24 protein-coding genes are annotated in these 22,139 nt (G+C 38.9%); 6 read left to right on the top strand and 18 right to left on the bottom strand.

The window, feature by feature from the left end; all coding sequences use genetic code 11:
* Positions 1-168: 168 nt before the first annotated feature.
* From EWM59_RS22230 to EWM59_RS22245, 4 genes are all read right to left on the bottom strand, one after another.
* The gene (locus EWM59_RS22230; RefSeq protein ID WP_130023455.1) at positions 169-1,674 is read right to left on the bottom strand and encodes a DUF4394 domain-containing protein; all 1,506 of its coding nucleotides are present in this window, start codon (positions 1,672-1,674) and stop codon (positions 169-171) included.
* A 203-nt stretch (positions 1,675-1,877) separates the two neighbouring features.
* Positions 1,878-5,390, bottom strand: a complete 3,513-nt coding sequence (locus tag EWM59_RS22235) for an ABC transporter permease/M1 family aminopeptidase (RefSeq protein WP_130023456.1) — start codon at positions 5,388-5,390, stop codon at positions 1,878-1,880.
* The gene (locus EWM59_RS22240) at positions 5,387-6,271 is read right to left on the bottom strand and encodes an ABC transporter ATP-binding protein (protein ID WP_130023457.1); all 885 of its coding nucleotides are present in this window, start codon (positions 6,269-6,271) and stop codon (positions 5,387-5,389) included. Before EWM59_RS22240 ends, EWM59_RS22235 begins: the two co-directional genes overlap by 4 nt.
* A 215-nt stretch (positions 6,272-6,486) precedes the next feature.
* Positions 6,487-6,909, bottom strand: coding sequence for a hypothetical protein (locus EWM59_RS22245; RefSeq protein WP_130023458.1), 423 nt, complete (start codon positions 6,907-6,909; stop codon positions 6,487-6,489).
* 229 nt (positions 6,910-7,138) lie between these two features.
* Between EWM59_RS22245 and EWM59_RS22250 the strand changes: the two genes are divergently transcribed.
* From EWM59_RS22250 to EWM59_RS22265, 4 genes are read left to right on the top strand one after another with little or no spacing between them, the layout of a single operon-like run.
* Positions 7,139-7,558 (top strand): hypothetical protein, encoded by a 420-nt coding sequence (locus EWM59_RS22250; protein ID WP_130023459.1) that lies wholly within the window; start codon positions 7,139-7,141, stop codon positions 7,556-7,558.
* 13 nt (positions 7,559-7,571) lie between these two features.
* On the top strand, positions 7,572-7,955 hold the full coding sequence (locus tag EWM59_RS22255) for a hypothetical protein (RefSeq protein ID WP_130023460.1): 384 nt from the start codon (positions 7,572-7,574) through the stop codon (positions 7,953-7,955).
* 10 nt (positions 7,956-7,965) lie between these two features.
* A complete protein-coding gene (locus EWM59_RS22260; RefSeq protein WP_130023461.1) occupies positions 7,966-8,475 on the top strand; it encodes a transposase family protein in 510 nt (169 codons plus the stop codon).
* Between the two features lie 35 nt (positions 8,476-8,510).
* Entirely contained in the window at positions 8,511-8,909 is a 399-nt protein-coding gene (locus EWM59_RS22265) for a transposase family protein (protein WP_229239414.1), read from the top strand.
* Between the two features lie 7 nt (positions 8,910-8,916).
* On the opposite strand, the gene EWM59_RS28605 is transcribed toward EWM59_RS22265, so the two are convergent.
* From EWM59_RS28605 to EWM59_RS22275, 3 genes are all read right to left on the bottom strand, one after another.
* Entirely contained in the window at positions 8,917-9,039 is a 123-nt protein-coding gene (locus EWM59_RS28605; protein WP_262709301.1) for a hypothetical protein, read from the bottom strand.
* A gap of 80 nt (positions 9,040-9,119) precedes the next feature.
* Positions 9,120-9,905 (bottom strand): phytanoyl-CoA dioxygenase family protein, encoded by a 786-nt coding sequence (locus EWM59_RS22270; protein ID WP_130023463.1) that lies wholly within the window; start codon positions 9,903-9,905, stop codon positions 9,120-9,122.
* 179 nt (positions 9,906-10,084) lie between these two features.
* The gene (locus EWM59_RS22275) at positions 10,085-10,822 is read right to left on the bottom strand and encodes a DUF72 domain-containing protein (protein ID WP_130023464.1); all 738 of its coding nucleotides are present in this window, start codon (positions 10,820-10,822) and stop codon (positions 10,085-10,087) included.
* A gap of 269 nt (positions 10,823-11,091) precedes the next feature.
* Between EWM59_RS22275 and EWM59_RS22280 the strand changes: the two genes are divergently transcribed.
* A complete protein-coding gene (locus EWM59_RS22280) occupies positions 11,092-11,601 on the top strand; it encodes a hypothetical protein (protein ID WP_130023465.1) in 510 nt (169 codons plus the stop codon).
* Positions 11,602-11,804: 203 nt separating this feature from the next.
* Here the strand turns inward: EWM59_RS22280 and EWM59_RS22285 are convergent, their stop codons facing one another.
* The 8 genes from EWM59_RS22285 to EWM59_RS22320 form a co-directional block, all read right to left on the bottom strand.
* Positions 11,805-12,581, bottom strand: coding sequence for a DJ-1/PfpI family protein (locus tag EWM59_RS22285; RefSeq protein ID WP_130023466.1), 777 nt, complete (start codon positions 12,579-12,581; stop codon positions 11,805-11,807).
* A 65-nt stretch (positions 12,582-12,646) separates the two neighbouring features.
* The gene (locus tag EWM59_RS22290; protein WP_130023467.1) at positions 12,647-13,588 is read right to left on the bottom strand and encodes a GlxA family transcriptional regulator; all 942 of its coding nucleotides are present in this window, start codon (positions 13,586-13,588) and stop codon (positions 12,647-12,649) included.
* Between the two features lie 29 nt (positions 13,589-13,617).
* Entirely contained in the window at positions 13,618-15,660 is a 2,043-nt protein-coding gene (locus EWM59_RS22295) for a sensor histidine kinase (RefSeq protein ID WP_130023468.1), read from the bottom strand.
* 8 nt (positions 15,661-15,668) lie between these two features.
* On the bottom strand, positions 15,669-16,691 hold the full coding sequence (locus tag EWM59_RS22300; RefSeq protein ID WP_130023469.1) for an ATP-binding protein: 1,023 nt from the start codon (positions 16,689-16,691) through the stop codon (positions 15,669-15,671).
* On the bottom strand, positions 16,684-17,097 hold the full coding sequence (locus tag EWM59_RS22305; protein ID WP_130023470.1) for an anti-sigma regulatory factor: 414 nt from the start codon (positions 17,095-17,097) through the stop codon (positions 16,684-16,686). The genes EWM59_RS22300 and EWM59_RS22305 overlap by 8 nt, the downstream gene beginning before the upstream one ends.
* Positions 17,078-17,476, bottom strand: coding sequence for an STAS domain-containing protein (locus tag EWM59_RS22310; RefSeq protein WP_130023471.1), 399 nt, complete (start codon positions 17,474-17,476; stop codon positions 17,078-17,080). The genes EWM59_RS22305 and EWM59_RS22310 overlap by 20 nt, the downstream gene beginning before the upstream one ends.
* Before the next feature lie 27 nt (positions 17,477-17,503).
* A complete protein-coding gene (locus tag EWM59_RS22315) occupies positions 17,504-18,364 on the bottom strand; it encodes an STAS domain-containing protein (protein ID WP_130023472.1) in 861 nt (286 codons plus the stop codon).
* A 28-nt stretch (positions 18,365-18,392) separates the two neighbouring features.
* Positions 18,393-18,800: a response regulator gene (locus EWM59_RS22320; RefSeq protein ID WP_130023473.1), complete on the bottom strand. Its 408-nt coding sequence runs from the start codon at positions 18,798-18,800 to the stop codon at positions 18,393-18,395.
* 387 nt (positions 18,801-19,187) lie between these two features.
* Between EWM59_RS22320 and EWM59_RS22325 the strand changes: the two genes are divergently transcribed.
* Positions 19,188-19,484 (top strand): acyltransferase, encoded by a 297-nt coding sequence (locus EWM59_RS22325; RefSeq protein WP_130023474.1) that lies wholly within the window; start codon positions 19,188-19,190, stop codon positions 19,482-19,484.
* Positions 19,485-19,537: 53 nt separating this feature from the next.
* Here EWM59_RS22325 and EWM59_RS22330 read toward each other — a convergent pair whose 3' ends face one another.
* The 3 genes from EWM59_RS22330 to EWM59_RS22340 all read right to left on the bottom strand — a co-directional run bounded on the left by EWM59_RS22330 (position 19,538) and on the right by EWM59_RS22340 (position 22,121).
* Positions 19,538-19,801, bottom strand: coding sequence for a GlsB/YeaQ/YmgE family stress response membrane protein (locus tag EWM59_RS22330; protein WP_130023475.1), 264 nt, complete (start codon positions 19,799-19,801; stop codon positions 19,538-19,540).
* Between the two features lie 128 nt (positions 19,802-19,929).
* Complete coding sequence (locus EWM59_RS22335; RefSeq protein WP_130023476.1) at positions 19,930-20,913, bottom strand: C1q-like domain-containing protein; 984 nt, start codon at positions 20,911-20,913, stop codon at positions 19,930-19,932.
* 92 nt (positions 20,914-21,005) lie between these two features.
* Entirely contained in the window at positions 21,006-22,121 is a 1,116-nt protein-coding gene (locus EWM59_RS22340) for a lipase family protein (RefSeq protein WP_130023477.1), read from the bottom strand.
* Positions 22,122-22,139: the final 18 nt, after the last annotated feature.

The raw sequence follows: 22,139 nt of genomic DNA on the forward strand, positions 1-22,139 counted from the left end.
TAAAGAAAATATTTCAAATTAATCATTCTATTTAAAAGTAAGCCTGTCGTCGAATGGAAAGATGGTATAAGATTCATTATTTTAATTACTTAAATTCCCCTTTAGGCGCGCAAAAAAACAGCCCTAAAGCAAATGCTTTAAGGCTGTTTCTCAATTCTCACAAATTTATCAAAACCCTAAACCGATAGTAAAGGCGCGCATAGTAGTTGGCAAGTCGATGGTTTTAGTACTTGCTCCTGATGTTAGATTGATAGTGTAAATAGCAGATTTGTCTGCTACCCGCAACACGGCGTAGGCTGTTCCGCTACGGCTACCTATATCAAAACCTCCGGCCGCCTCAACATTAATTCCTAAATTGCCCACTTCTACCTGAGTCCCGTTATTAGGTGGGTCTTGTTTGGTCAGTTTGTCGGTCATATGGTCAATGTTGTAGAGGGCTGTTGTAGTAGTACCTGCAAAATTGTTGGTATAAGCCGACGATGTAACGCTTGGCGTGGCCGGATTTAATGCGCCATCTACGGCCGCAATGGCTCCTGTCTCAGGGTGTAAACGCAGATTTTGCCCTGTATTACTGATACACCGGATTCTATCAACGGTAGGATTAAAATCGAACCCGAAACTGGTTCCTGACAAAAGTGTGGCGAATGGTGCAGTACCTACCGCAGTAGCTGCCCCTGACGACATATTTAAGACATATATACGACTTGTGCTACCCAAGGCATAGAGTTGTCCGGTAGCCGGGCGCATATCAATCCCTAAGATGGTTTCTCCGTTCTGCAAACCTGTGATGGTTTTGCTAACAGGTGTACCTGCTTTCATGAAATTAAAAATCAGCAGGTTATTGGCATCATCAACACCATAGGCCACCGGAGCGGTAGGAATAGCCAGCCCTATGATATTGCCTGATGGTAAATTGCCTAATTTACTGAGTTTACCTGTGGTTAAATCTACCTGATGCAGTTCCCATTTTCCGCCTGTCATTACGGCTGCAAGGGCTATATCTCCTTCCGGGCTAATATCAAAACCTGCCGCCATCGTTACATCTATACCCAAAGCACCGACTTCTACCAATGTGCCATTGTTAGGTGGGTCTTGTTTGTATAATTTATCCGATTTCGGGTCAATATCATATAAAACAGTAGTAGTAACCCCTGCCATATTATTGGTATAAGCCACGGCTTCAATACCCGGACTTGAACCGCCGTTAATAGCGCCGTCAGTGGCGGCTACTGCGCCTGTTTCAGGGTGTAAACGCAGGTTTTGCCCGCTACTGGTTACGAGCCTGATTCTATCCACTGTCGGGTTAAAATCAAGCGCCACTGCCGAGCCACTCACTACAGGATTAAGCGCAGATGCACCGATTAAACGGGCAGAGCCATTTTCCTGATTAATGACATAAATACGATTTTGAGAACTTACGCCATAGAGTTCTCCGGTGGCAGGACGAAAATCAATAGCCGTTATGGCATCACTTGCCTGTAAGCCTGTAATGTTTGTGGTGGTCATGGCCGTTTCTGAACTCATGGCATTGATTTTCAGTAACTTATTGCCATCAACCAAGGTGAAAAACGTTACATCAGGCTTAATGATGTCGATAGTTTTGCTGTCATCTTCACAAGATGAGATAATAAGACCCAAAAGAAGAAATGCCGTATAGAATCTGATTGTTTTCATAAATGTGTGATTATTGTAATAACTATTTTATTGGTAATTACGGAGAAAAGACTGCTTCGGTTTTAATTTTGTTTTAATTTGATTTTAATATGGAAAGAGTTATTGCAGATTCTCAGAATAAGACTTGTAGAAATAGACTGGAAAGAGGTAATAAAAAAAGCCAACAGCAATGCGCTGATGGCTTGAAATGATTAATAAATTATTCACTTCACCCGATAAATTGTCCCCTCATCACCCTTTATCATTTTCTCATGAGGGTCTAAAACAAGTTTTACAGGCTTTTCAGTATGGGTTACTTTAATACTGGCTTTGTTATGATTAACAGGGAAACTCATTACCTGTTCCTTCCCATCTTTAAAAGAAAATCCCACTTCAATAGTACCCGAAAAATCTACCTTAGCCTGTTTGCCTTTACCATCTTCCTGGTATTTATTAACAATCACTTCAAAAATGGTTTCATATTGATTATCAATTTGCCGTGCCTGGATAGATTGGGCAATGGGTTGGTAGATGATAATCTTTTTAAACAAATCATCAATGGCAGGGTGTATAGAGGCATCAGTAAGTGCATATAACTCATTCAGAAAATCGGTAGTAATGGGTAGTGTATTACTACCTGCATATTTCTGATAGAGATTCCGCAAGGCGGTATTTACTTTGTCCTCGCCAATGAGTTCAGAGAGTTGATACATAGCTACCATGCCTTTTGAGTAAAACTGATGCAGATTGCTGTAATCAGTTTTATAAAGTGGTTGCTCATCGCTGAAACCTCTGTCACTCAGGTAGATGTTTTTGTGCATCCGCACGTTTTCTAATACCCGTTTTTGTCCGTACATTTTTTTTACGAGCATCAGTTCGGTGTACATCGCAAGGGTTTCGCTCAGAAATCTTCCCCCTTCTCTTTCGTCGGGTACAAATCGGGTGCTTCCCCACCATATATGAGAAAGCTCATGGCCTGCCAGTTCATTAATCACATCCTGTTGCTTATCTCCTTTGATATTGGCATGAAAAACCATGTTTTCGGTCATAAATATAGTGGCCGGATAGGCAGTAGCTGCAAAACCTTTGCTGAATGCCGAGATTTCGGCAAAGCGAATGGTGTTGAAAGGGTATTTCCCAAAATTAGTCTCGCAATAATCAAGCGTGTTTTTGGCATTGGCTATTAATCCGGCAACGTTTTCGTGGTGGGTAGGGTGGTAATATACTTCAATGTCAATACCCCGATGACGGATTTTTCTGACAGCATAATTGGCAGAAGACACGCCAAACCTGAACCGGACAGGTACATCGGTTTTGTAATGAAAATAGTTGCGGTTATTGACAGTCCAATGGTTCACCAATTCGCCTATACCGATGGCTGTCTGATTGGCAGAAGTAGAAATTTGCATATCTATTGTCAACCATTCTGCTTCTTGTTGACGGGGTGCCTCCAGGTTTTTGTGTGGAGTTGCCTTGCCTAAATTACGTGCTTTTCGTTCTACTTCATTATCAATTTCGTTGCCGGACTGATAACCTAATTGCGGAAAATAATTGCTGATACGCATAAATGCGCCGTTTTCTACGGGTGCATTGAAAGGACTCAGTTTTGTAAAAGCATTCCACGTATAGCTTAGTTCAAAATCTGCCTGAATACTATCCTGAGACTGTAAAGGTTTCGGCAGGTTAATCCAGTAATGTCCGAACTCCTCATCAGCAGTATTTACTTTTAGCCCAGCCACTTGCAGGCTTTTCAGCGAAATCTCAGGAGTGAGATAAAACAAAAGCTTCGTAATAGGTTGATTGGTACTGTTTTGCAAGGTATAAGTGGCTGAGACATTATACGCATTTTTTTCGGGAAATACATCAATTTTAGTTTGTACCGCCCTTATAGTCGGCTTGGGTAGATTTTGAAATTGTCGGTATTTTTTCTCATAATTGGCCTGCCATTCAAGTGTGCTTTCCTGGTCTGTTAAGTCTAACTGACTATTGATATAAATACCCGAGGCAGTAGCCATTATTACTAATACCAGAAGAGTTATTCCGATAGGCAAATTCCATGATTTCCTACCTCTTTGTTGGAATTGAACAGCCAATAGCATGATAATAAAAGTAGTACAAACCCCAAACAACATTCGCCAGCTAAATGCAATGAGATGAGCCCCGAAACCACTCATAGTACTGTATTCTCCGCCAAAAGCATTTCCTATCCTAAGCAGAGGATGTGTAATGTGTATCGCAGTGCCGATACTGGTGGTAGTGAGCAGTACAAAAATGGTGGACAATACCAGCCCAACGTATCTGTTTTTGCTCAATTGTTGAATGGCTATTACAATACCTGCACTTAATATGAGTGGTAGTCCTGCTAAATAACTTATACTTATATACGTAAACCATTCGATGTGCGGATAATGATACACTAACTGAAAAACGATACCTGTCAGCACCACACCTGTAATCAGCAGAAGAATGATACAAACCATTGAAAACCACTTGGCAAAAAACTGTATATACAGGCTCACAGGTGTAGTGTTTTCTATCAGATGAAAGTTCGACGAGCGGCTTCGCCAGAGCAGTTCGTTGCTATAAAACAAAATCACTAAACTACAAAGCGCAGGGAAAGTCTCTAAAATAGTATTGACTATTAAAGCGGTGCTTACATAGTTTTCGGGAATGCGAATACCCTGTTCAATTTCTCCATACATTTCCATCGAAACAAAGAAAACCATACCTATCAGAATCAGCAGGAAAGGAATACTTTTCAGTACAAATGTCAGGTCAATTTTTACCAGACTGAGCAGTGATTTAAACGAATGTGGTACACTGAAAGCCTGGGGGAGAACTGCACGATAAGCCGGAATAAAACCTTTTGTCTGGGCTTTTTCCTTTACCTTTCTGCTTTTACTATCAACCGAAAAACTGAATAATTGATGCGATACCAACAGTAGTATAAAAGATACTATCCCATAAAATAACCTGTTGAACAACATTGTGCCTGTAAGAGCAGTCAGTGTGGTATTGCGTTGAATAGCAGACCATTGAAGGGTGTGATGCAAAAAGGCTGACAAGCCAAAAGGGTCAAATCGGGCAGCCATTTGCATAGATTCCTCGGTAGGAGGTAAGGCTCCTGCAATCAGGGGTGAACCTGAAAAAATGAGCGATACCTGATAGGCAATGAAAATAAATAAGCCCGATATATAGACAAGTAACTTGTTTTTTGTGAGTAAGCCTATACTACACACCACAGCAGAACAGAAAAAAGCATTGGGTAGGGTAAGCAACAAAAAAGGTTGATAATAATACCAGAGATGAAAAGGCCCCATCTCGCTGGCATCAAAGCGGGACATGGTTTGCCCTACGGCAAAGCCTGTTACTAACAGAAAAAAAGTGAAGCTATTGATACCAAAAACAATGAGAAATCTGCTCAGAAAGAAGTTGATTTTCTTTAAAGGAGTGGCATACAACACCATAGAAAAATGATGCTCCTGCTCACGGAACAATACCTGTGCAGCTAAGATACTTGACGAAAATATGCAGATGAGCGATAAATACCCTAAAATATAGGTAATAGCAAAAGGTGAATTGCGGAAAGTATTTTCAGTAGTGAATGCTGAAAATGAAGAACCGCCTACAAAACCCAGCCCTAAAAACGCCAATAAAACGACATATATCCAGACTCTTTTGAAAAAGAGACTCAACTCAAATGCGAGAAGATATTTAAACTGTGTTGTGGTTTTCATGCGGCCTGTTTTTGTTGGTTCATCATAAAGAAATAGTAATCTTCCAGCGTAGGTGAGAGCAGCTCAAAATGGCTGTCGGGTTGAGTTTCAGCATAGACATGAATACTCAGCTTACCCTCGGTGAGTTGGGTAGAAATAATGCTGAAATGTTGCTCGTATGCACCTCTTTCTTTCTTATCAATGGTTTTTTTCCAGATGGCACCTGCCAGCGAATTAATAAAATGAGAGGGTTTGCCCTGAGCAATGACTTTGCCCTGATGCATCACAGCCATGTTAGGACAGAGGTTTTTTACATCCTCTACCAGATGGGTTGAAAGGATAATAATCATATCTTCGCCTATTTCGCTTAACAGGTTGTTGAAGCGGTTGCGTTCTTCGGGGTCAAGTCCGGCAGTAGGCTCATCAACAATAATCACTTGCGGATTACCCAGTAAAGCCTGAGCAATACCAAAACGCTGGCGCATACCACCCGAAAAAGTATGAACTTCTTTATGGCGATGCTGATACAGATTAACTTTATCTAACAGTGCCAATACCTGTTCTTTCCGGGCTGTTTTATTCACAACCCCTTTCAGCGTTGCCAGATGATTCAGTAAATCGTAGGCTGATATTTTGGGATACACGCCAAAATCCTGCGGCAGGAAACCCAACTGCTGTTTAATGAAATCGGTGTCGGTTACTATATCAATCCCATTCAGTGTAATGCTGCCACTATCAGGCCTTTGCAGGCCGACAATAGTTTTCATTAATGAAGATTTTCCGGCACCGTTAGGACCTAATAAGCCAAACATGCCATTGCTGAGTTCGAGGGTTACTTCTTCAATGGCTCTGACCCCGTTGCCATAGGTTTTGTTGATGTTTTTGAGTGATAGCTGATTCATAATTTTATAGATTTTAAACAATACAATTCCGTGCTCCTTTTTGAGGGGCTTCTGAAAAGATAAAAACCGTTCTGATTGATAATGATTGAACGAAATTTGATGTAAATATATAATTAATTAATGTAAAACAATAATTAATTAATAAAAAAATGATATTGGGGTCGCCAATATCATTTTTGGGTTCTTATAGTTTGCTTCTTTTCTATAGGGCAGTTTTATTTCTTTTCTTTAAAAGTATCAATCGTAACCTTAATTACTCTGTCAGCCATTTCGGCTATTTCCATGGTAAAAGTTACTTTTCCATCTTTTCCCTCAAGGGTCATAGTAGCATGGCGTGTATTACCTGATGGGTCATCAAAATCGGCTTTGATTACGCTTTTGCCTTCTTTGTAAGCCGTAGGCCATTCGCAGGTATAAGAAGTAATAGTTGCGGTCATGATATTGCCACTATTTCCGGGGTTAATCAATACCTGTTTTTTGATGATTTCAATAGTACTGCTTTCATCAACTGAACGTTGCAGGGCGCCTGAGCCATCGAAGTATTCGGTTTTGTTGGAAGTCAACGATAAATCAAGGTTGCATTGGGCAAAACCTGAAATACAGGTAAGTAGGAGGGCGAATAAAAGAAAGTTTTTCATAATCTGTAAATGTTTAAAGTAAATAATATTCAAATATACAAGCTACTATGTAAAAAAAGGTAGCTTGTATAATAAATATTTTTAAATTTTTATGATTTACCTGAATTAAATGCTCTATTACTTCCTTAAAAAGATAGTTTTCACCACATTTTATGACATTTCAGGACAAATTCTTATGACACTCCAACTGTTTTGCTATAAAAAGTATCTTATATAAAAACTCACTCCTATGACTAAGAATATACGCTATATTGTTGCTTTGCTCTTTGCCGGACTGCTGTTGGGCTGTAGGGAAAAATATGACCCTGAAAACCCGATTATAGGGACATGGGTTTTAGATAAATATGAATCTATTGAAAATAAATCACTGATTAGTTTTCATCGGGCATCTCAATTTGAGCAGGATAAACCCGGATACGGATTTAAAGCCAATGGGTTACTTATCACCCGACAGAATGCCGGTTGGTGTGGCACCCCTCCGATTACTTATAATGAAACAAAAGGCAGTTGGGATAAGGCTAATAACAAGATAAATATTAATGGGATATTTTGGGGCGGGACTTTCAACGCCACGTATGAAATCCATCTACTCAACGGTACTCAATTACAGCTAACAGAGGTATCGAGTAAATATAATATGGATAGATGAAATCTGGTGAACTATGAAAGCTATAACATTTCTGTTGCTACTATTTGCTATAGCCGCTTGTAATAAGCCTGCTGAGTATATAGACCCTGAGTGGGATAAATTATTTCCCATTGAAAATCCGGCGTTTTCTTTACGATTTCCTACTCAGGACTGGAAATTAGTACCCTTACAAGGAATAGACAGCTATGTAGGTTATTTTGAAAGAGGCTCTGATAAAATCTATTTTGACCACGGCTGGTATAATGGTGATATTAACAAAGACGGTAATCCCAAACCGCTTTCTTATGAAGAAACCAGTATTAATGGCAAGAGAGCGGTGATTGCTAAAGAAAAACAAGATAATACCATTAAAGATTATTACGAAAAAAAAGCTAATTTAAAACGTGTGCGTGCGTAACTTTGCATTGATGGCACTAACTTACGAAGATACACATACTAATGAGAAGCGATTTTTATCGCTAACAAGCCTAAAAGTTATTGAATTCGACTTTTTATTAAGGCATTTTGAGCCAATTAGTGAAAACTACTTTCGCTGGCATACCTTACAAGGTCAATTACGAGTAATTCCAAAATATGAAATTCGTAGTAACGAAAGATTAGGTTCTCACAGAGATAAACTATTTTTTTTAATGGTTTATTTAAAAAATGCTCCCCTGCAAGAATTTCAGGGAGCTAATTTTGGGATTTCACAAGGCAAAGTAAGTCGGATAGTCAAAATTTTAAATAATTTGCTTTTAGAAACCTTATCGAAATCAAAATTAACTCCTTGCCGCAGTAATGAGGAGTTACAAACTGTCTTGGAAAAGCATCCGGATAATACTTTTTCAATGGATGCCACAGAGCGTCCGGTAGCTCGAAATGTGGATTATGAATCACAAAAAGAATTGTTCAGCGGTAAAAAAAAGACCACACCATAAAGAACAATATTATCTTTGACGACGGTTCAGAAGTCTTGTTTTTAAGTCAGACTTATGAAGGGAAAATTCACGACAAAGCTATTTGCGATCAGGAAAACTATCATTTTCCGGAAAATACCAGTTTAAGGGTTGATTTAGGGTATTTAGCTTATAATCCAATAAATGTTACAATAATCATCCCTAAAAAGAAACAAAAAAAGGGTGAGTTGTCACAAGAATCCAAAGATACCAACAAAGCAAAATCTAAGGAAAGAGTGATTGCTGAACATGGTAATGCAGGTATTAAAAGACTTCGTTCTTTAACTGATAGATTGAAACTAAAGCTATTCCAATATCAGGATTCGCTAATGGTTATTGGCTGTGCATTGCACAATCTCAGAGTTCGCAGCCCAATCAGAAAATATGCCTCACGCACTGGTGAGCTCACGTTATAAAACATATTTATTCGTAATAATCTTTATTATACTGAGGGCAATTATTTACAAAGACGAAATGAATTCCACGGCTCTTTCGATACAAAATCCAGGCAATGAGCAGGAAATTATCCGGATATTCAGAACGCATCAGTTTAAGTAGTTGATGAAGAAACCTATCAAGCACCTTACTTACCCTATATGGCTAAGTAAGGTGTTTTATTTTTAGCCTTACCTTTTATGTAAGCCCAATCTGATGGCTTGCTCAACAGGGCTATATTCTCCATTCTTATCCTCAATTACTAAAGCGTTTCTGAGTAAAAGGGGAGGTTGCGCCAGAAAACGAGGTTCGGTACCCTGATGTGCCTGCGCTGCATGGGCTATAAATGGATGACATAGGTACACAGTCCCTGCTTTTCCGGTGGCTGACACTTCTTCTCTTTCAGACATTTCTGTTAGTTTCGTTGCCAGTTCCATAAATGAAAGTCCCCGTTCACCATACGATTGTAATAGGCGTGCTACATCAATATGAGACCCCACACGAATACGGGTAGGGGCATCTTTTTCACTGACATCAGAAAAAAGAAAGAGCATCAATAAAGCCCGACCCTTTGAGTGAACATTTACACGCCATTCAAAAAAGTCAGCAGGGTCATCACCTGCAAAACTGGCATCTATATGCCACCCGGTATCATTCGGTTCTTCTGCCGACGGAAAACGTACCGGAAATGTACCCATGCTCATACAAGGTATCCAGTTGCCTTGCCCAACCAACTGATTGAAAGCCTGATGTAGCGCAGGTGTATTGGCAGCCTTAATAAATGGCTCTTGGGTGTACATGCCCAAACGAACCACAGGTTTTGTCCAGGTGCTTTTATCGTTGGGGTCGCAGCCAGTATCTTTCCAGAGAATATTTCTTGCTTCTTGTGCTATATCTGCCGAAAAAGCATTATCAATTCTGATGAATCCCTGCTGAATGAATTGTTGAATTTGGTTTATATCTAAGATTTCTTGCATGACAATTGAGAGATAAAAATGAATTATCAACACAACATCAGATGAGTCTGATGAAATGCCAATGAATATATTTTGAAATGAAAGACAATGAAAAAACAGGCCTTTGTAAAAAGGCAGCAAATGTCAGAAAGACATCGGGAAGATATTAGAGCATCGGAGCCATTCTCATAAGCTCAAAATTAAGAAAAGTAATGGTTAGATCGTAATAGTTTTTGCAAATACAAGGCATTTTTTATGGCAGCAGTTCCCCAGGTATTATTAAAAAACACAAAAGCATTTTTATTACTTGCTATAATTTTTTCAGCTAAAATCTGTAATTCCTCTTCACTATATTCAGATTTAAACAGAATGGGTGTTCCATGAAGCCGATAATATAAGGTATCAGGATGATTAATAATTACATCATCAGGCACATCTTTAGGAATACTTACCCCACAAAAAATAATGCCTTGTTCTTTTAGAAATTCATAAATTCCCTCGTTCCACCAGGACTTGTGTCTGAACTCAACTACATTTAAAAACCTTGGATTGAGCCCATTCAGTACGTTGCTCATGTTTTCTTTATCACAGACAAAAGAAGGTGGAAACTGAAACAGGAAACCTCCCAATTTTTCTTTTAAATTGGTGCTCATGTGTTTACAAAACTCGTTCACTTCCTGACGCACATTTTTCAGTTGATTGATATGTGTGATAGTTTGTGGAATTTTAATAAAAAAAAGAAAATCAGCAGGGGTTTGTTCGTACCAGTTTAAAAGCGTTTTACTGGTGGGTTTGCGATAGAATGTAGAATTAATTTCTACAGCATTGAAATTCTCTGAGTAAAAAGTCAGATAATCTTTTGACGAGAGATTATCAGGGTAAAAAAAACCTTTCCAGTCTTTGTTAGAAAAGCCTGAACAACCAATATAATGATTCATATAATTGTCTCCTATAGAAAAATCAGTATGTCACCCTCTGATATTATAAAAATACAAGCCAGTAAGCAGGAGATTTACGTATAATACAGGCATACGTTTTTTGCCTAAATTTTTACCCAGTCTAAATAAAATTTGAGGATTCTATGCCACGCCAAAATAGAATGACCCTTTTGGATAATAATCTGAGAGGTGGCATAGAATTTTTTGTAGAATAAATAGGAGAAAAACGATTTTCTCTTTTATCTATTAACCTCAAAAAACTTAAAATTATGGCAACGCAAGAAAATAAGCCAAGGGAAGACGAAAAAAATACGTCAACTCAACAATCAGGAAATAGAAACACAGGTCAACAAGGCCAACAATCAAGTAGTGATAAAGACCAACAAGGGCAACAAAACTGGAATCAAGGCCAACAAGGACAGTCTGGCAGCCAACAACAAGGCGACAGAAATGCCAGCCAACAAGGTCAACAATCAAATATGAATAAAGGCCAGCAAGGGCAAGAAAACTGGAACCAAGGGCAACAAGACCAACAGTCAGGTAGCCAGCAAAGTGGTAACAGAGATATGCCAAACCAAGGCCAACAAAGTAATACTAACACAGGCCAACAAGGTCAGTCAGACCAATGGAACTCAAGCCAACAAGGCAGAGACCGGGATCGTGACCGTGGCGACAGAGAAGGTATGAACAGAAACGCCGATGCAGATTATTCAGAAACTGAAGAAATCGACGAAGATGCTGACAGAAGAAACCGTGATACAGATACAAACCGTTTCTAATCAGGTTACAAAATTAATAGCGGATTATTGCCAATAGGCTTTAATTATACATAAAAAGGGTAGTGAAACACACAACGAGGGAGTTAATACATACTCCACAAGCAAAAGCTAACATTGTGTTTCACCACCTTTTTTTTTGCCCCGACCCCTAAAGGGGAGTAAAAAACAGTATTCGAACTTTTTCGCTGTAATGAAGCACCCCTTTAGGGGCGGGGGGGTATTATTAGACCCTGCTCAGGTACCCATTTATCATACTCCATATAAGTTGCTACTCTTTTAGCTGCTTCTTTTCCTCCCAGCTTTTCTACCAGATGCAAGGCTCCATCAATACCTGCTGAAATTCCGGCGGTAGTGATAATGGTACCATTATCTACAAAACGTGCGTTGGATAACACTTTGGCACTTGGTACGGCTTTTTGTAGCCTGTCTATGCTTTCATGAAAAGTAGTTACGGTCAGGTTATCTAAAAGACCTGCTTTTCCTAAGATAAAAGCACCTGTACAAACCGAGAAATAATATTGTGTAGTAGGTTTTCGGGCTTTTATCCAGGCTATAACTTCGGGGTCTTCAGAGGCAACGCCCGAATTACCACCAAAAACAGCCAGTATATCAAAAGGTGGAGCATCGGTAATAGCATAATCGGGCGTTACCTTCAGAATCCCCTGCGATTTGATAGGGCTTCTGGTTTTAGAAACAGTAAATATTTTAGCTCCTGCATAAGAGAATACCTCCATAGGCCCGGCAAAATCAAGAACTTCTACGCCATCCTGCAAATAAAAACAGATTGTCATTTTTTTCTTGGGGAGTTTACTTTTCTGAATTAATTCCATGCCGCAATGAGGGCATCTGCCTGCTTCATTGAAAGTAAGTTTATCGCAATCATTATCGCAGGGTGGACAAACGAAAGGGTCAGTACTTGCTGTCTGTGCAAAACTCAGCACCGACACAAAAAGGAGAATGTAAGTGAGAATAGCTTTCATTATTTTGTTTTTTCTACAAAATTAGGCTATTGTAACAGGTAACGAAAGGACAATAATAGTCAGAATCAGGACAGCTTTTTGAGTTCTTTAGGAATGTACCCTGTATGCTTTTTGAGAATGGTAGCTAATTGGTGCGGATGGTTAATGCCACACTCCTGCGAGATAGTGGTCATTTTTTCGTTTCTTTTTAAGAGTTGCAATGCCTTTTCTACCCTTAACTTTTCAACATATTCGCCTATGGTAATTCCGGTTTTAGCCTTGAACAGACGGGTCAGGTTTCTCGGGCTCATATTTACTTTTTCGGCTAAGGCTTCAATAGAGGTTTTCTGATGTAAGTGATGAATAAGCCACTCCTGTACTGAATGAACCTGGTAATTGATATGCTGGCGGTATTGTACATAGATACTCTCCTGACCGTCGGCACTATCACGGCGTAGGTACATCACCAGTTCTTTGGCTAACTGATAGGCAAAATTTGCCCCGTGTCTTTCTTCTATCAGAAATAACGCCAGGTCAATACCGGTCGTAATTCCTGCACTTGTGTAAATAGTATCATTTTTTACGAATAAGCGGTTTTTCATCACCTTTACCTTCGGGTATTGCCTTTGCAGGGCTTCAATGTATTTCCAGTGTGTAGTACATTCAAGGCCGTTTAAGATGCCTGCCCTTGCCAGCGCAAAAACACCTGTGCAAACCGAGCAGATAGTTATTTTGTTTTCAAAGGCTTTTCTCAGCCAGTCGTCAAAACTTTTGTTTGGCTCCAGATTGGATTGAATACTGAAACCCGGAATCATCAGAATATCGTCTTTGTCGAATTCAATAGCAGCAAAATCGGTAAGCTTATCTGAAAATAAACCCGCTGAAAATTGTTTCTTGTTCTGGTCGGAAACGAAGCGTATTTCATAAGGAATACCATACTCACCTGATTCATAAAAGACCTGCAAAGGGCCTGCTAAATCAAGAATATGTACATCGTTTGAGAGGTAAAAGATAATGCGGTTTTTCAAGGAGACAGTAGCTATTAAGAGAACAGATATTACTCAGCAGGTAAATATACATGAAATGTTGCTCCTTCGCCTAATTCGCTGGTGGCAGTTATATAGCCGTTATGATTTTCAACAATTTTTTTGCAGAGAGCCAGCCCTATACCTGTACCGGCATACGATTGCTTATCATTCAATCTTTGGAAAATAGTAAAAATCTGTCGGGCATATTGTTGCTCAAAACCAATGCCATTATCCTGAAACTCTATCAGGTAGTAATTTTTGTTGGCATCTAAGTCAATGATACTATTTATCTCATCAAAATTCAGCTTCCGGCTTTTAATAGTTATCACAGGTTGTTTTTTGGAGAATTTGAGCGCATTGCTCAATAAATTAAAGAATAGCTGGGTGAGTTGTAACTGAATACCTGGTACAACAGGAAGTGTATCGCTATGAATAACAGCACTTTTTTCTTCAATCAATAATTCAAAGTCAACTTTCACCAAATTTAATACTTCATTCAAATCAACAGCAACAAATTGTTCATCAGTTATTGATAATCGCGAAAAATCTAATACGTCTTTAATCAGATTAGACATTCGGTTCGACGAATTGATGATTCTATTGAAATAATCTTTTTGCTTATCATTCAATTCCAAAGACTCATGAAGCAACTTGGAGAATGTTTTGATTTTGCGCAAAGGCTCCTGTAAATCGTGACTGGCTATATAAGCAAACTGTTCGAGCTCATTGTTCCGGAGCAACAACTCTTCATTCATGGCTTTCAGCTTCTGCTCGTGTTGCATATGGTCGGTAATATCTCTGCCTAATACAACAGCCCCATAAATTTCGTCTGTATCATCTGATAGCGGAATATAAAATACTTCGTAGAATCTATAAGATATTACAGATTGATAGACTGGCGTATGATTAGGTACTCCGGCAAGTGCTGCCTGAATTAATTCATAAGTACCGTTATCTTTAAGCACCGGAAAAACATCTGTGAGTTTTTCGCCTAATACTTCTTCTCTTTTTTTGCTGGTGAGTACCTCATAGTTATGATTAAAAGTGATAATTCTGAAATCAGAATCCACCGCCAATATGTAATCGACTGAAGAATCGAGTACAGTTTCTATGAAATCATTTTGCCTTGAAAGCGTCGTATTTTTTACTTCGAGTTCTTTCTGGTGAGACAACAACTCCTGCTGAATCATTTTTAATGCCTTATTGTCTCGCAGCGTTTCTTCAACAACTTTCTGCGCATGTATATCTACAAAAAAACCAATCCAGTTGGTTACTAAATCATTGTCGTTTTTTACAGGCATCATCGAAATCAGGTGCCATATCAGATTTTCTCTTTGTTTTAACCTGCCTTGTGCTTTAAAAATCGTTTTGGTAAGAATGGCCTTTTCCCAATCGGCATAAAACCCCCGGTAATCGGGCAGATGCAATAAAGAAAACCATGTAATATTCGTAAGCGTTAGCCCCTGTCCTTCTATGAATTCTTTCAGCCACTTATTAGCATAACTTATTTTTCCATCGTTATTAATCACAAACATCATCAGTGGCAAATTATCGCTCAACATCCGGTATCGGTTTTCGCTTTCAGCCACTTTGTCAATTAATTCTAATAACTGAATATTCTTCTTCCGTATTTCATCGTAAGCCGAAATAGAAGGCTCATTTTTGAAGTATTCTCTGAATGACTCAATTTTAGCTTTGGAAATAATACCCCCGAACTGAACACGGTACTTTAGTGTAGTTACATGATAATAATCCTTATATTCAGTCTGAATATCTCCAAGCAGACGACGGGCATAAGCAAAAGCCTCTGAGTTGATAGCTTTCAGGTCAACTTTATCAAAGATAGTAGCCACTATTTCTTTCTGATTCAACCGAAGCGAATGAATGCTTAATATGATATAAGATTTATCTCCATAGCTGATAGCCAATCGGGCAACCTCTGATACGGCAGTTGCGAAAGTAGTTTGAGAAGCAATAGAAAGTCCACACAGTTCGGCCAGTCTCATCGTTCGTTTATGAACAATGATTAAATCCATTTCGTTGTCCAGATTGATTCTTATGATTTCTTCCATCGGGTTACTTAATTTACTTTTCCTACCAACAGCGTCATGTCATCGTTTCGCCGGGCATTATCTTTAAAAATGGCAGCGGCAATAATAGGAGGAGCATATTTCAGGATTGTCGGATACTGATGTAAATCCCAGTGATTTCTGATACCATCTGAATACATAAAGATATGTTGATAATCTATATTGGTTAGCACGTGAGCATTCATAAAAGATGGTATATTGAGCCCGATAATCCCGTTGTGAGACATTACCTTTTTACTGATTAATCCTTCATATAATCTTGTTGTAATGTTGCCTACTCCACATATTTTCCACTCTTTTTTTGTATAGTTATAACTGGCTATAGTACCAACTAAACCTCTCGTTTTTTTTACTTTCTGGTGCATAAACCTTAGTATATCTGTCGGCTCAGTTTCGGCACACTGATTAAACGCCTCAATAGCAGTTTGTACTGCCTCATGTGCATTGGGTCCATGCCCTAAACCATCACCTAAAAAAATCTGAATTTCATCGTTGATTTTTCTCAGCTGATACCCATCACCACAAACCTCTTCGCCCGGCATACATACCTGTAATGTTTCTAACTGAATTTCATTTTTGGTTTGAACAATCTTTTTCTGAGCCTGGTCCATTAATATTTTTGCATAGGCCACTGTTCCCCAGCCGGCCACCGAATAAATCTGAAAAAAATTACTCAAACGATCAATAGCTCCTAAACCATGCCCTAATGTATTAGATGAAGACGCTCCATCTTTCATCATTTTACCCATATTATTATTGCCGGGGCCGCTATCTATACAATAAATCTCAAAAACCTTTGAATTGTTTTCGTCTTTACTCAATTTATAAAATATTTCGCCACCACCTGCATGTTTAATCAGGTTAGACAGTAGTTCTGATACTACTATGTCTAACTCTCCTGCACGCATCGACGAGAATTCTGTTTTGCTAATCAGGCTATGTATTTCTCTTTTAATAAAAGAGAGATAGCTACGGTCTTCAACCTTCTGGCTAAAGAAAAAATTGTTATCCATTTTTCCATTTGATTATGCTGATGGTTGTTCCCTCATCGACTACCGATTGAATATCAAATTCACTCACCAATCTTCGGGTTCCCGGCAGTCCTAATCCTAAACTTTTACCTGTAGTATAGCCATCTCGCATAGCCAGATTAATATCTTTAATGCCCGGCCCTTTATCTCTAAAAACCAATTTTACGCCGTTTTCACGTCCTTTACTTACAATTTCAATATCAACAGTGCCGCCTCCGGCATATTTCAGCATATTACGTACCAGTTCGCTGGCAGCTGTAATGAGTTTGGTCTGGTTTACTAAGCCCATACCAATTTTAGTAGCCCATTCCTTTACCCGGTTGCGTAAAAAAATTGTGTCCTGTTCTCTGGCTATCCTGATACTGTCTTTACTCAGGGTTACTATCATCTTCGTCGTCTTCTGGCGTGTCGAGTATAACTTTAGAACGTAATAATTCCATTCCTCTTTCGACATTCAGAGCGCAATGTATGCCTTTCAGAGGTAAGCCCAGCTCGACTAAGGTAATAGCCACAGCAGGTTGCATCCCTACTACTACGGTTTCAGCGTCCATGATTTTCGACATATTGGAGATATTCCCAAGAATACGCCCCATAAAAGAATCAATGATTGATACAGCAGAGATATCTATCAGTACTCCTTTAGAGCTGTACTTTTTTACCATCTGTGCTAAATCTGATTCAAGTGTTTCGGCTAACTGATCATATAAATCAACCTGAATGGTGACCAACAAAAAATCACCCATCTTAAGAATAGGAATTCTATCCATACAAATTTATGTGTACTGCAAGGTGTATTATATAGTTTTAGGAACGGCCTTTTTTCTTACTTCTAATTCTAACATACCAAAAGCTGTTTTTAAGGCACTGGCTAAACTGGCTTTGGTAATGATTTCAGATAAATCAATGCCTAAGTGTACAACCGTTTGTGCAATTTCAGGACGAATACCGCTAATGATACATTCTGCCCCCATCAGGCGTGTCGCACTTACCGTTTTAATTAAGTGTTGAGCCACTAACGTATCTATGGCTGGTACCCCCGAAATATCAAGAATAGCAATAGAACTACCTGTTTCAACAATTTCCTGTAAAAGGTTTTCCATTACTATCTGGGTACGAGAACTGTCAAGTGTACCGATAATCGGTAAAGCCAGAATACCATCCCATACCTTAATAACAGGTGTAGATATTTCAGTAATCTCATCTGTCTGGCGAAGAATCACATCTTCCCGGCCTTTGATGAAAGTTTCGAAAGTAACGATACTGAAATTATCTAAAAGGCTATTGATACGCATACTCTCGGTATATAATACCTTAGCGTCTGAAATCTCTTCTGATAATGTTTTTAAGATAGCCGATTTTAAGCTAAAAACATAAGCACCGGTTTCACGTGGTGAAAAACCTCTTCTGGCTCTGGCAATAGCAATGCCTGATAAGATTTCTTCCACTTTCTCAAAATCTCTCGACTGAGCATTATCAAAGTTAGACTCACTGAGACTGGCAGCGAATGAATTCAGTAATTCTTCTGATTGGATACGTTGGTCTTCATTGGTAATTAAATCTTCTCGTAAACCATCATTTTCTACCTGATTCTGAAACCATTGTTCGAGAATAAATTTTTTCTTGGCTTTTATAATTTTTACGGCTTCATTTTTCATAGTCTGAGTGCCCTGTGTTTAGCGCTTATTAGTAAGCAGGTTGTACATGTGTTTGAAACAAATCTTTTAGTATCTGCGAAAGTTCTTTAATGCCTGATGGCTTGGTAATAAAAGCAGCCGCCCCCAGTTTTTGGGTAACTTCTTTGTCTTTAGGGTGTGCAGAGGTAGAGTAAATAACGACAGGAATGTGTTTGAGGCGAGAATTTTTCTTTATTTCGGTGAGTAATTGTATGCCATTGATACGTGGCATATTCAAATCAAGAAAAATATAATTGGGTAAAAAAGTGTCGTCTTCAATGAGTTTTTGTAGGGCATCGCTGGCATTATGGCTAATGACACACTGCATATTCAGACCTGAGTCTTCTAAAGCCAGTATAAAGATTTCCTGATCATCCTGATCATCGTCTATCAACAAACAAATTAACGGGTTAGGCATAAGAAGAGAAAGTTAAGAAGCAAATATAACATTTGTTTTAACAATAAAATATTTATTTAATTGCTCATTGCTAAAAAGTAGTAATGGTACACATATTAAAAAAAATAAAACGCTTTAGCCTATATTTATGCCTGATTTTCGGGTGAATTGTCCTTAAATTCAGCTTTCCTGATACGCACGAATTAACACCCCAAAAATTGTATGACCTTACACCGGGAGTTGAAAAAACTCTCTAATAAACAAAAGTTTACCGGGCTTGAACACATCTGCTTGCATTGGCCATTTTCTCTGTTTTTATTGCCATTACAGCCTCATGTTTCCAAGCCCTCACTGGCTTTATCTGATAAGTAAATCGGGCTTTCATTTAATCCGCCTTGAATATGAGTGATGGCAGCGATTAGCCCGAAAGTATTTTTATATAGGTTCTCCTCAAAAATTACTTCTCATATTGCGGCCTTATCTTATGCACTTTACCTGACACATAAAGTTGTAGTGCATGTTTCGCAAGAACAACTGGCCAAATTAAGTATAGCTAAAGAGAGTGTATGGATGTTTGTACTGTGTATGATTACTTCGGTATTGGCGGCATTGCTGCTGAATAAACTGGTTGAGAAACCATTTTTGAAGCTGAGAGACCGGGTATTAAAAAGAGAGCCAAAAAAGGTATGGCAAACTATGAGATGATTGCACTTGGATAGGATTAGTACCGAAGCACGGTACTAATCCTTGTAAGCGTATCACGCTTTTTTTGAATATCTTCTATACAGCATGACCAGTAATAAAATTACCGATGCACCCACAAATGCTTCGGCGATTCGGCTTAGTATGTCGGGTAAACCAAGCATGGTGTGTAGCTCTCCGTCTAATAGCCAATGGCCTACAAGCGCTCCGGCAATGCCTAAGAGTATCTGATACACAAGAGATAAACTGAAACTTTTAAAGGCGAGGTCAGCCAGCCAACCTGCAATGGCGCCAACAATGATGGTAACAATAAGGCTCATTTTCTGATGGGTTTATGGTTGTAAAAGGGACAGATAATATTGAGACTCAAAATTTACCATAAATTTCAATTTTCAGAAAATATTTATAAAATTTCTTTAAAAATTTACATTAATAAATCTGATGTATGCTAATTTATCTTAAATCCGCTGAAAACGGTAGTATCAAACAACTCCCCGCTTAAACCAATGTCATACCCGGAGTTTTGTTGAACTACTAACTGAATCTTATCATTGGCATTCAAATAAATAGTGGTTGTAAAATATTGTTTTAATGGTTGGTCATTTCCGGGAAAATCTGCTCTACCTTTGATGTAATCGGTATAATTTTTCAGAAGAAATAAAGCTCTGTGCCCGTTTCCACGACCTCCCCAGGATAATTTTACTGTAAAATGATATAAACCATTAGAAGGAGCTGTAAACTGATTTGGATTGTTGCTCCAGGCATTACCAACATTATATTCAATTTCATTACCACCAATATAAATATAAGTGTTGTTGCCCGGAATTGTAATAGGCGCAGAGGCAGCAATAGAAAACCCAACTGTGCCGGCACTTGGCGCAGCTAATGCCACCAGATTACCATTAGCATCTGCCCCAACATTACGGGTACCGGTACCTGCCAGATTCGGAATATTCACTACACCAGCATCACTTAAGCTGAAACGCCAGTTATTACCGATATAAATACCTGTCTGGGTATCGTTCAGATTGCCAAAAAAGGCACCTTCATTTACATGGTTATTTGATTTACTAAACCAGATTCCGGCTGTCTGGTTACTGGTTCTTATTCTTGCTCTGTGGGTCAGGTCTAATAAGTACTGAGGGCTATCTGTGCCTATACCAAAATAGCCATTTGTTTTTAAAATCAATTGCGCACCCGTATTGTTTGTGCTGAATGCAAGCGGATGATTGGTATGGGTCTGGATATAACCTTCTTCGGCACTGGCATAAGTCCCCACACCTACCGAGCCAATAGCATTACGATGGTCTAAGCCTATGGCATTTTTTCGGATTTGTAATGGACTATCAGCAGAAGTAGGCAGAATAGTAACCGATTGCCCGGCTAATTTTGCCGATACAAGTAGTAATAAAAGAAGTAGCGTGTTTTTCATGGCAGAATATTTTTAATGTAAAATTACTGTGTTCCCTGAAGAGTATCAATAACGGAAATACGCCATAGGCTAACCCGCATAGAAAAACCTCCCTACTTCATTTTCTCTATTAGATACAGATACTGTTTTGGCAAATGGTGTTGCCATATATTCTGATTATTAGGGTCGTTACTGTATAATTTAAAATATTCGTCGTCGGCATATAGCACAATGGTATTTCCGGTTCTTACATAATAATTACTATTGTAATATTGAGGGGTAATAAAATCAGGGATTTGTTTTTTTACTGCCATCGAAACCATCTTCCCCAAGTATTTCTGATAGTTTTTCTGGGCTTTAAAGCTGGGCTTGCTCATTTGCTTATATACGTGCTTCAGAGCTATATTTTTTGGAAACTTCTGTTTTTTTATCAAGGCTTTTGCGCCATAAAATGGGTTGACAGCCGTAAAATCATCAACGGTCTGCACAGTAAAAGGTACATCAGGCACCCAGTCGGCTGTATTTACTACATTATAAGCCCAACCGCCTTGAGTCATGTTTTCGTAATCATACGCAAAGAATAAATTACCCGGTTTCGGGCCCGCACTGCAATAAGTTTTAAACCGGATATCTTGTGGGAGTTTCTTGGCTGTTTTCAGATTTTCGAGATAAGCATTCAGTAGAAAAGTAATGCCTCCACCCTGGCTATGGCCTGTCAGAATAAAATCTTTGATTCCCGCTTGATAACAAGAGTCTATTTTATGTTCAATGGTTTTTGACAAATAAGCCATTGCCACAAACCAACCCACATGCACCGCCGCTTTGGGATTGTTTGAAAGGGTATAGATAAACCTGAAGTCTTTATCTAACTGTAATTCTCCTTTGGCAGGAATCATGGCAGCATAAAGATTGGCTAAAAAACTGGCTTCGGTCTGAATACTGCCTTGTACCGAAACAACTGCCAATGGCTTGGTTTTATGTACCCATAAGTCCCATATATTGTCAAAAGCTACTACCGGAGAGCGATAGAGAAAATTATACTCCTGTGGGTCTGGCACATCGCTGGGGTTTGTCCATTTGCTCAGGGCAATATGTACTTTCTGATTAATCTTCAGGGTTTCAATATATTCTGCTTTATCAAATCCGGGTTTGAGTATTTGCCCGAAAATGCTTTGAGAAATGAATAGACAGCACAGGAAAAGTGGGGAGAGATGGTTTTTTAAAGGCATGACAAAATTTTTTAAGGT

This window comes from Emticicia agri, assembly GCF_004168285.1.
Lineage (GTDB): Bacteria > Bacteroidota > Bacteroidia > Cytophagales > Spirosomataceae > Emticicia > Emticicia agri.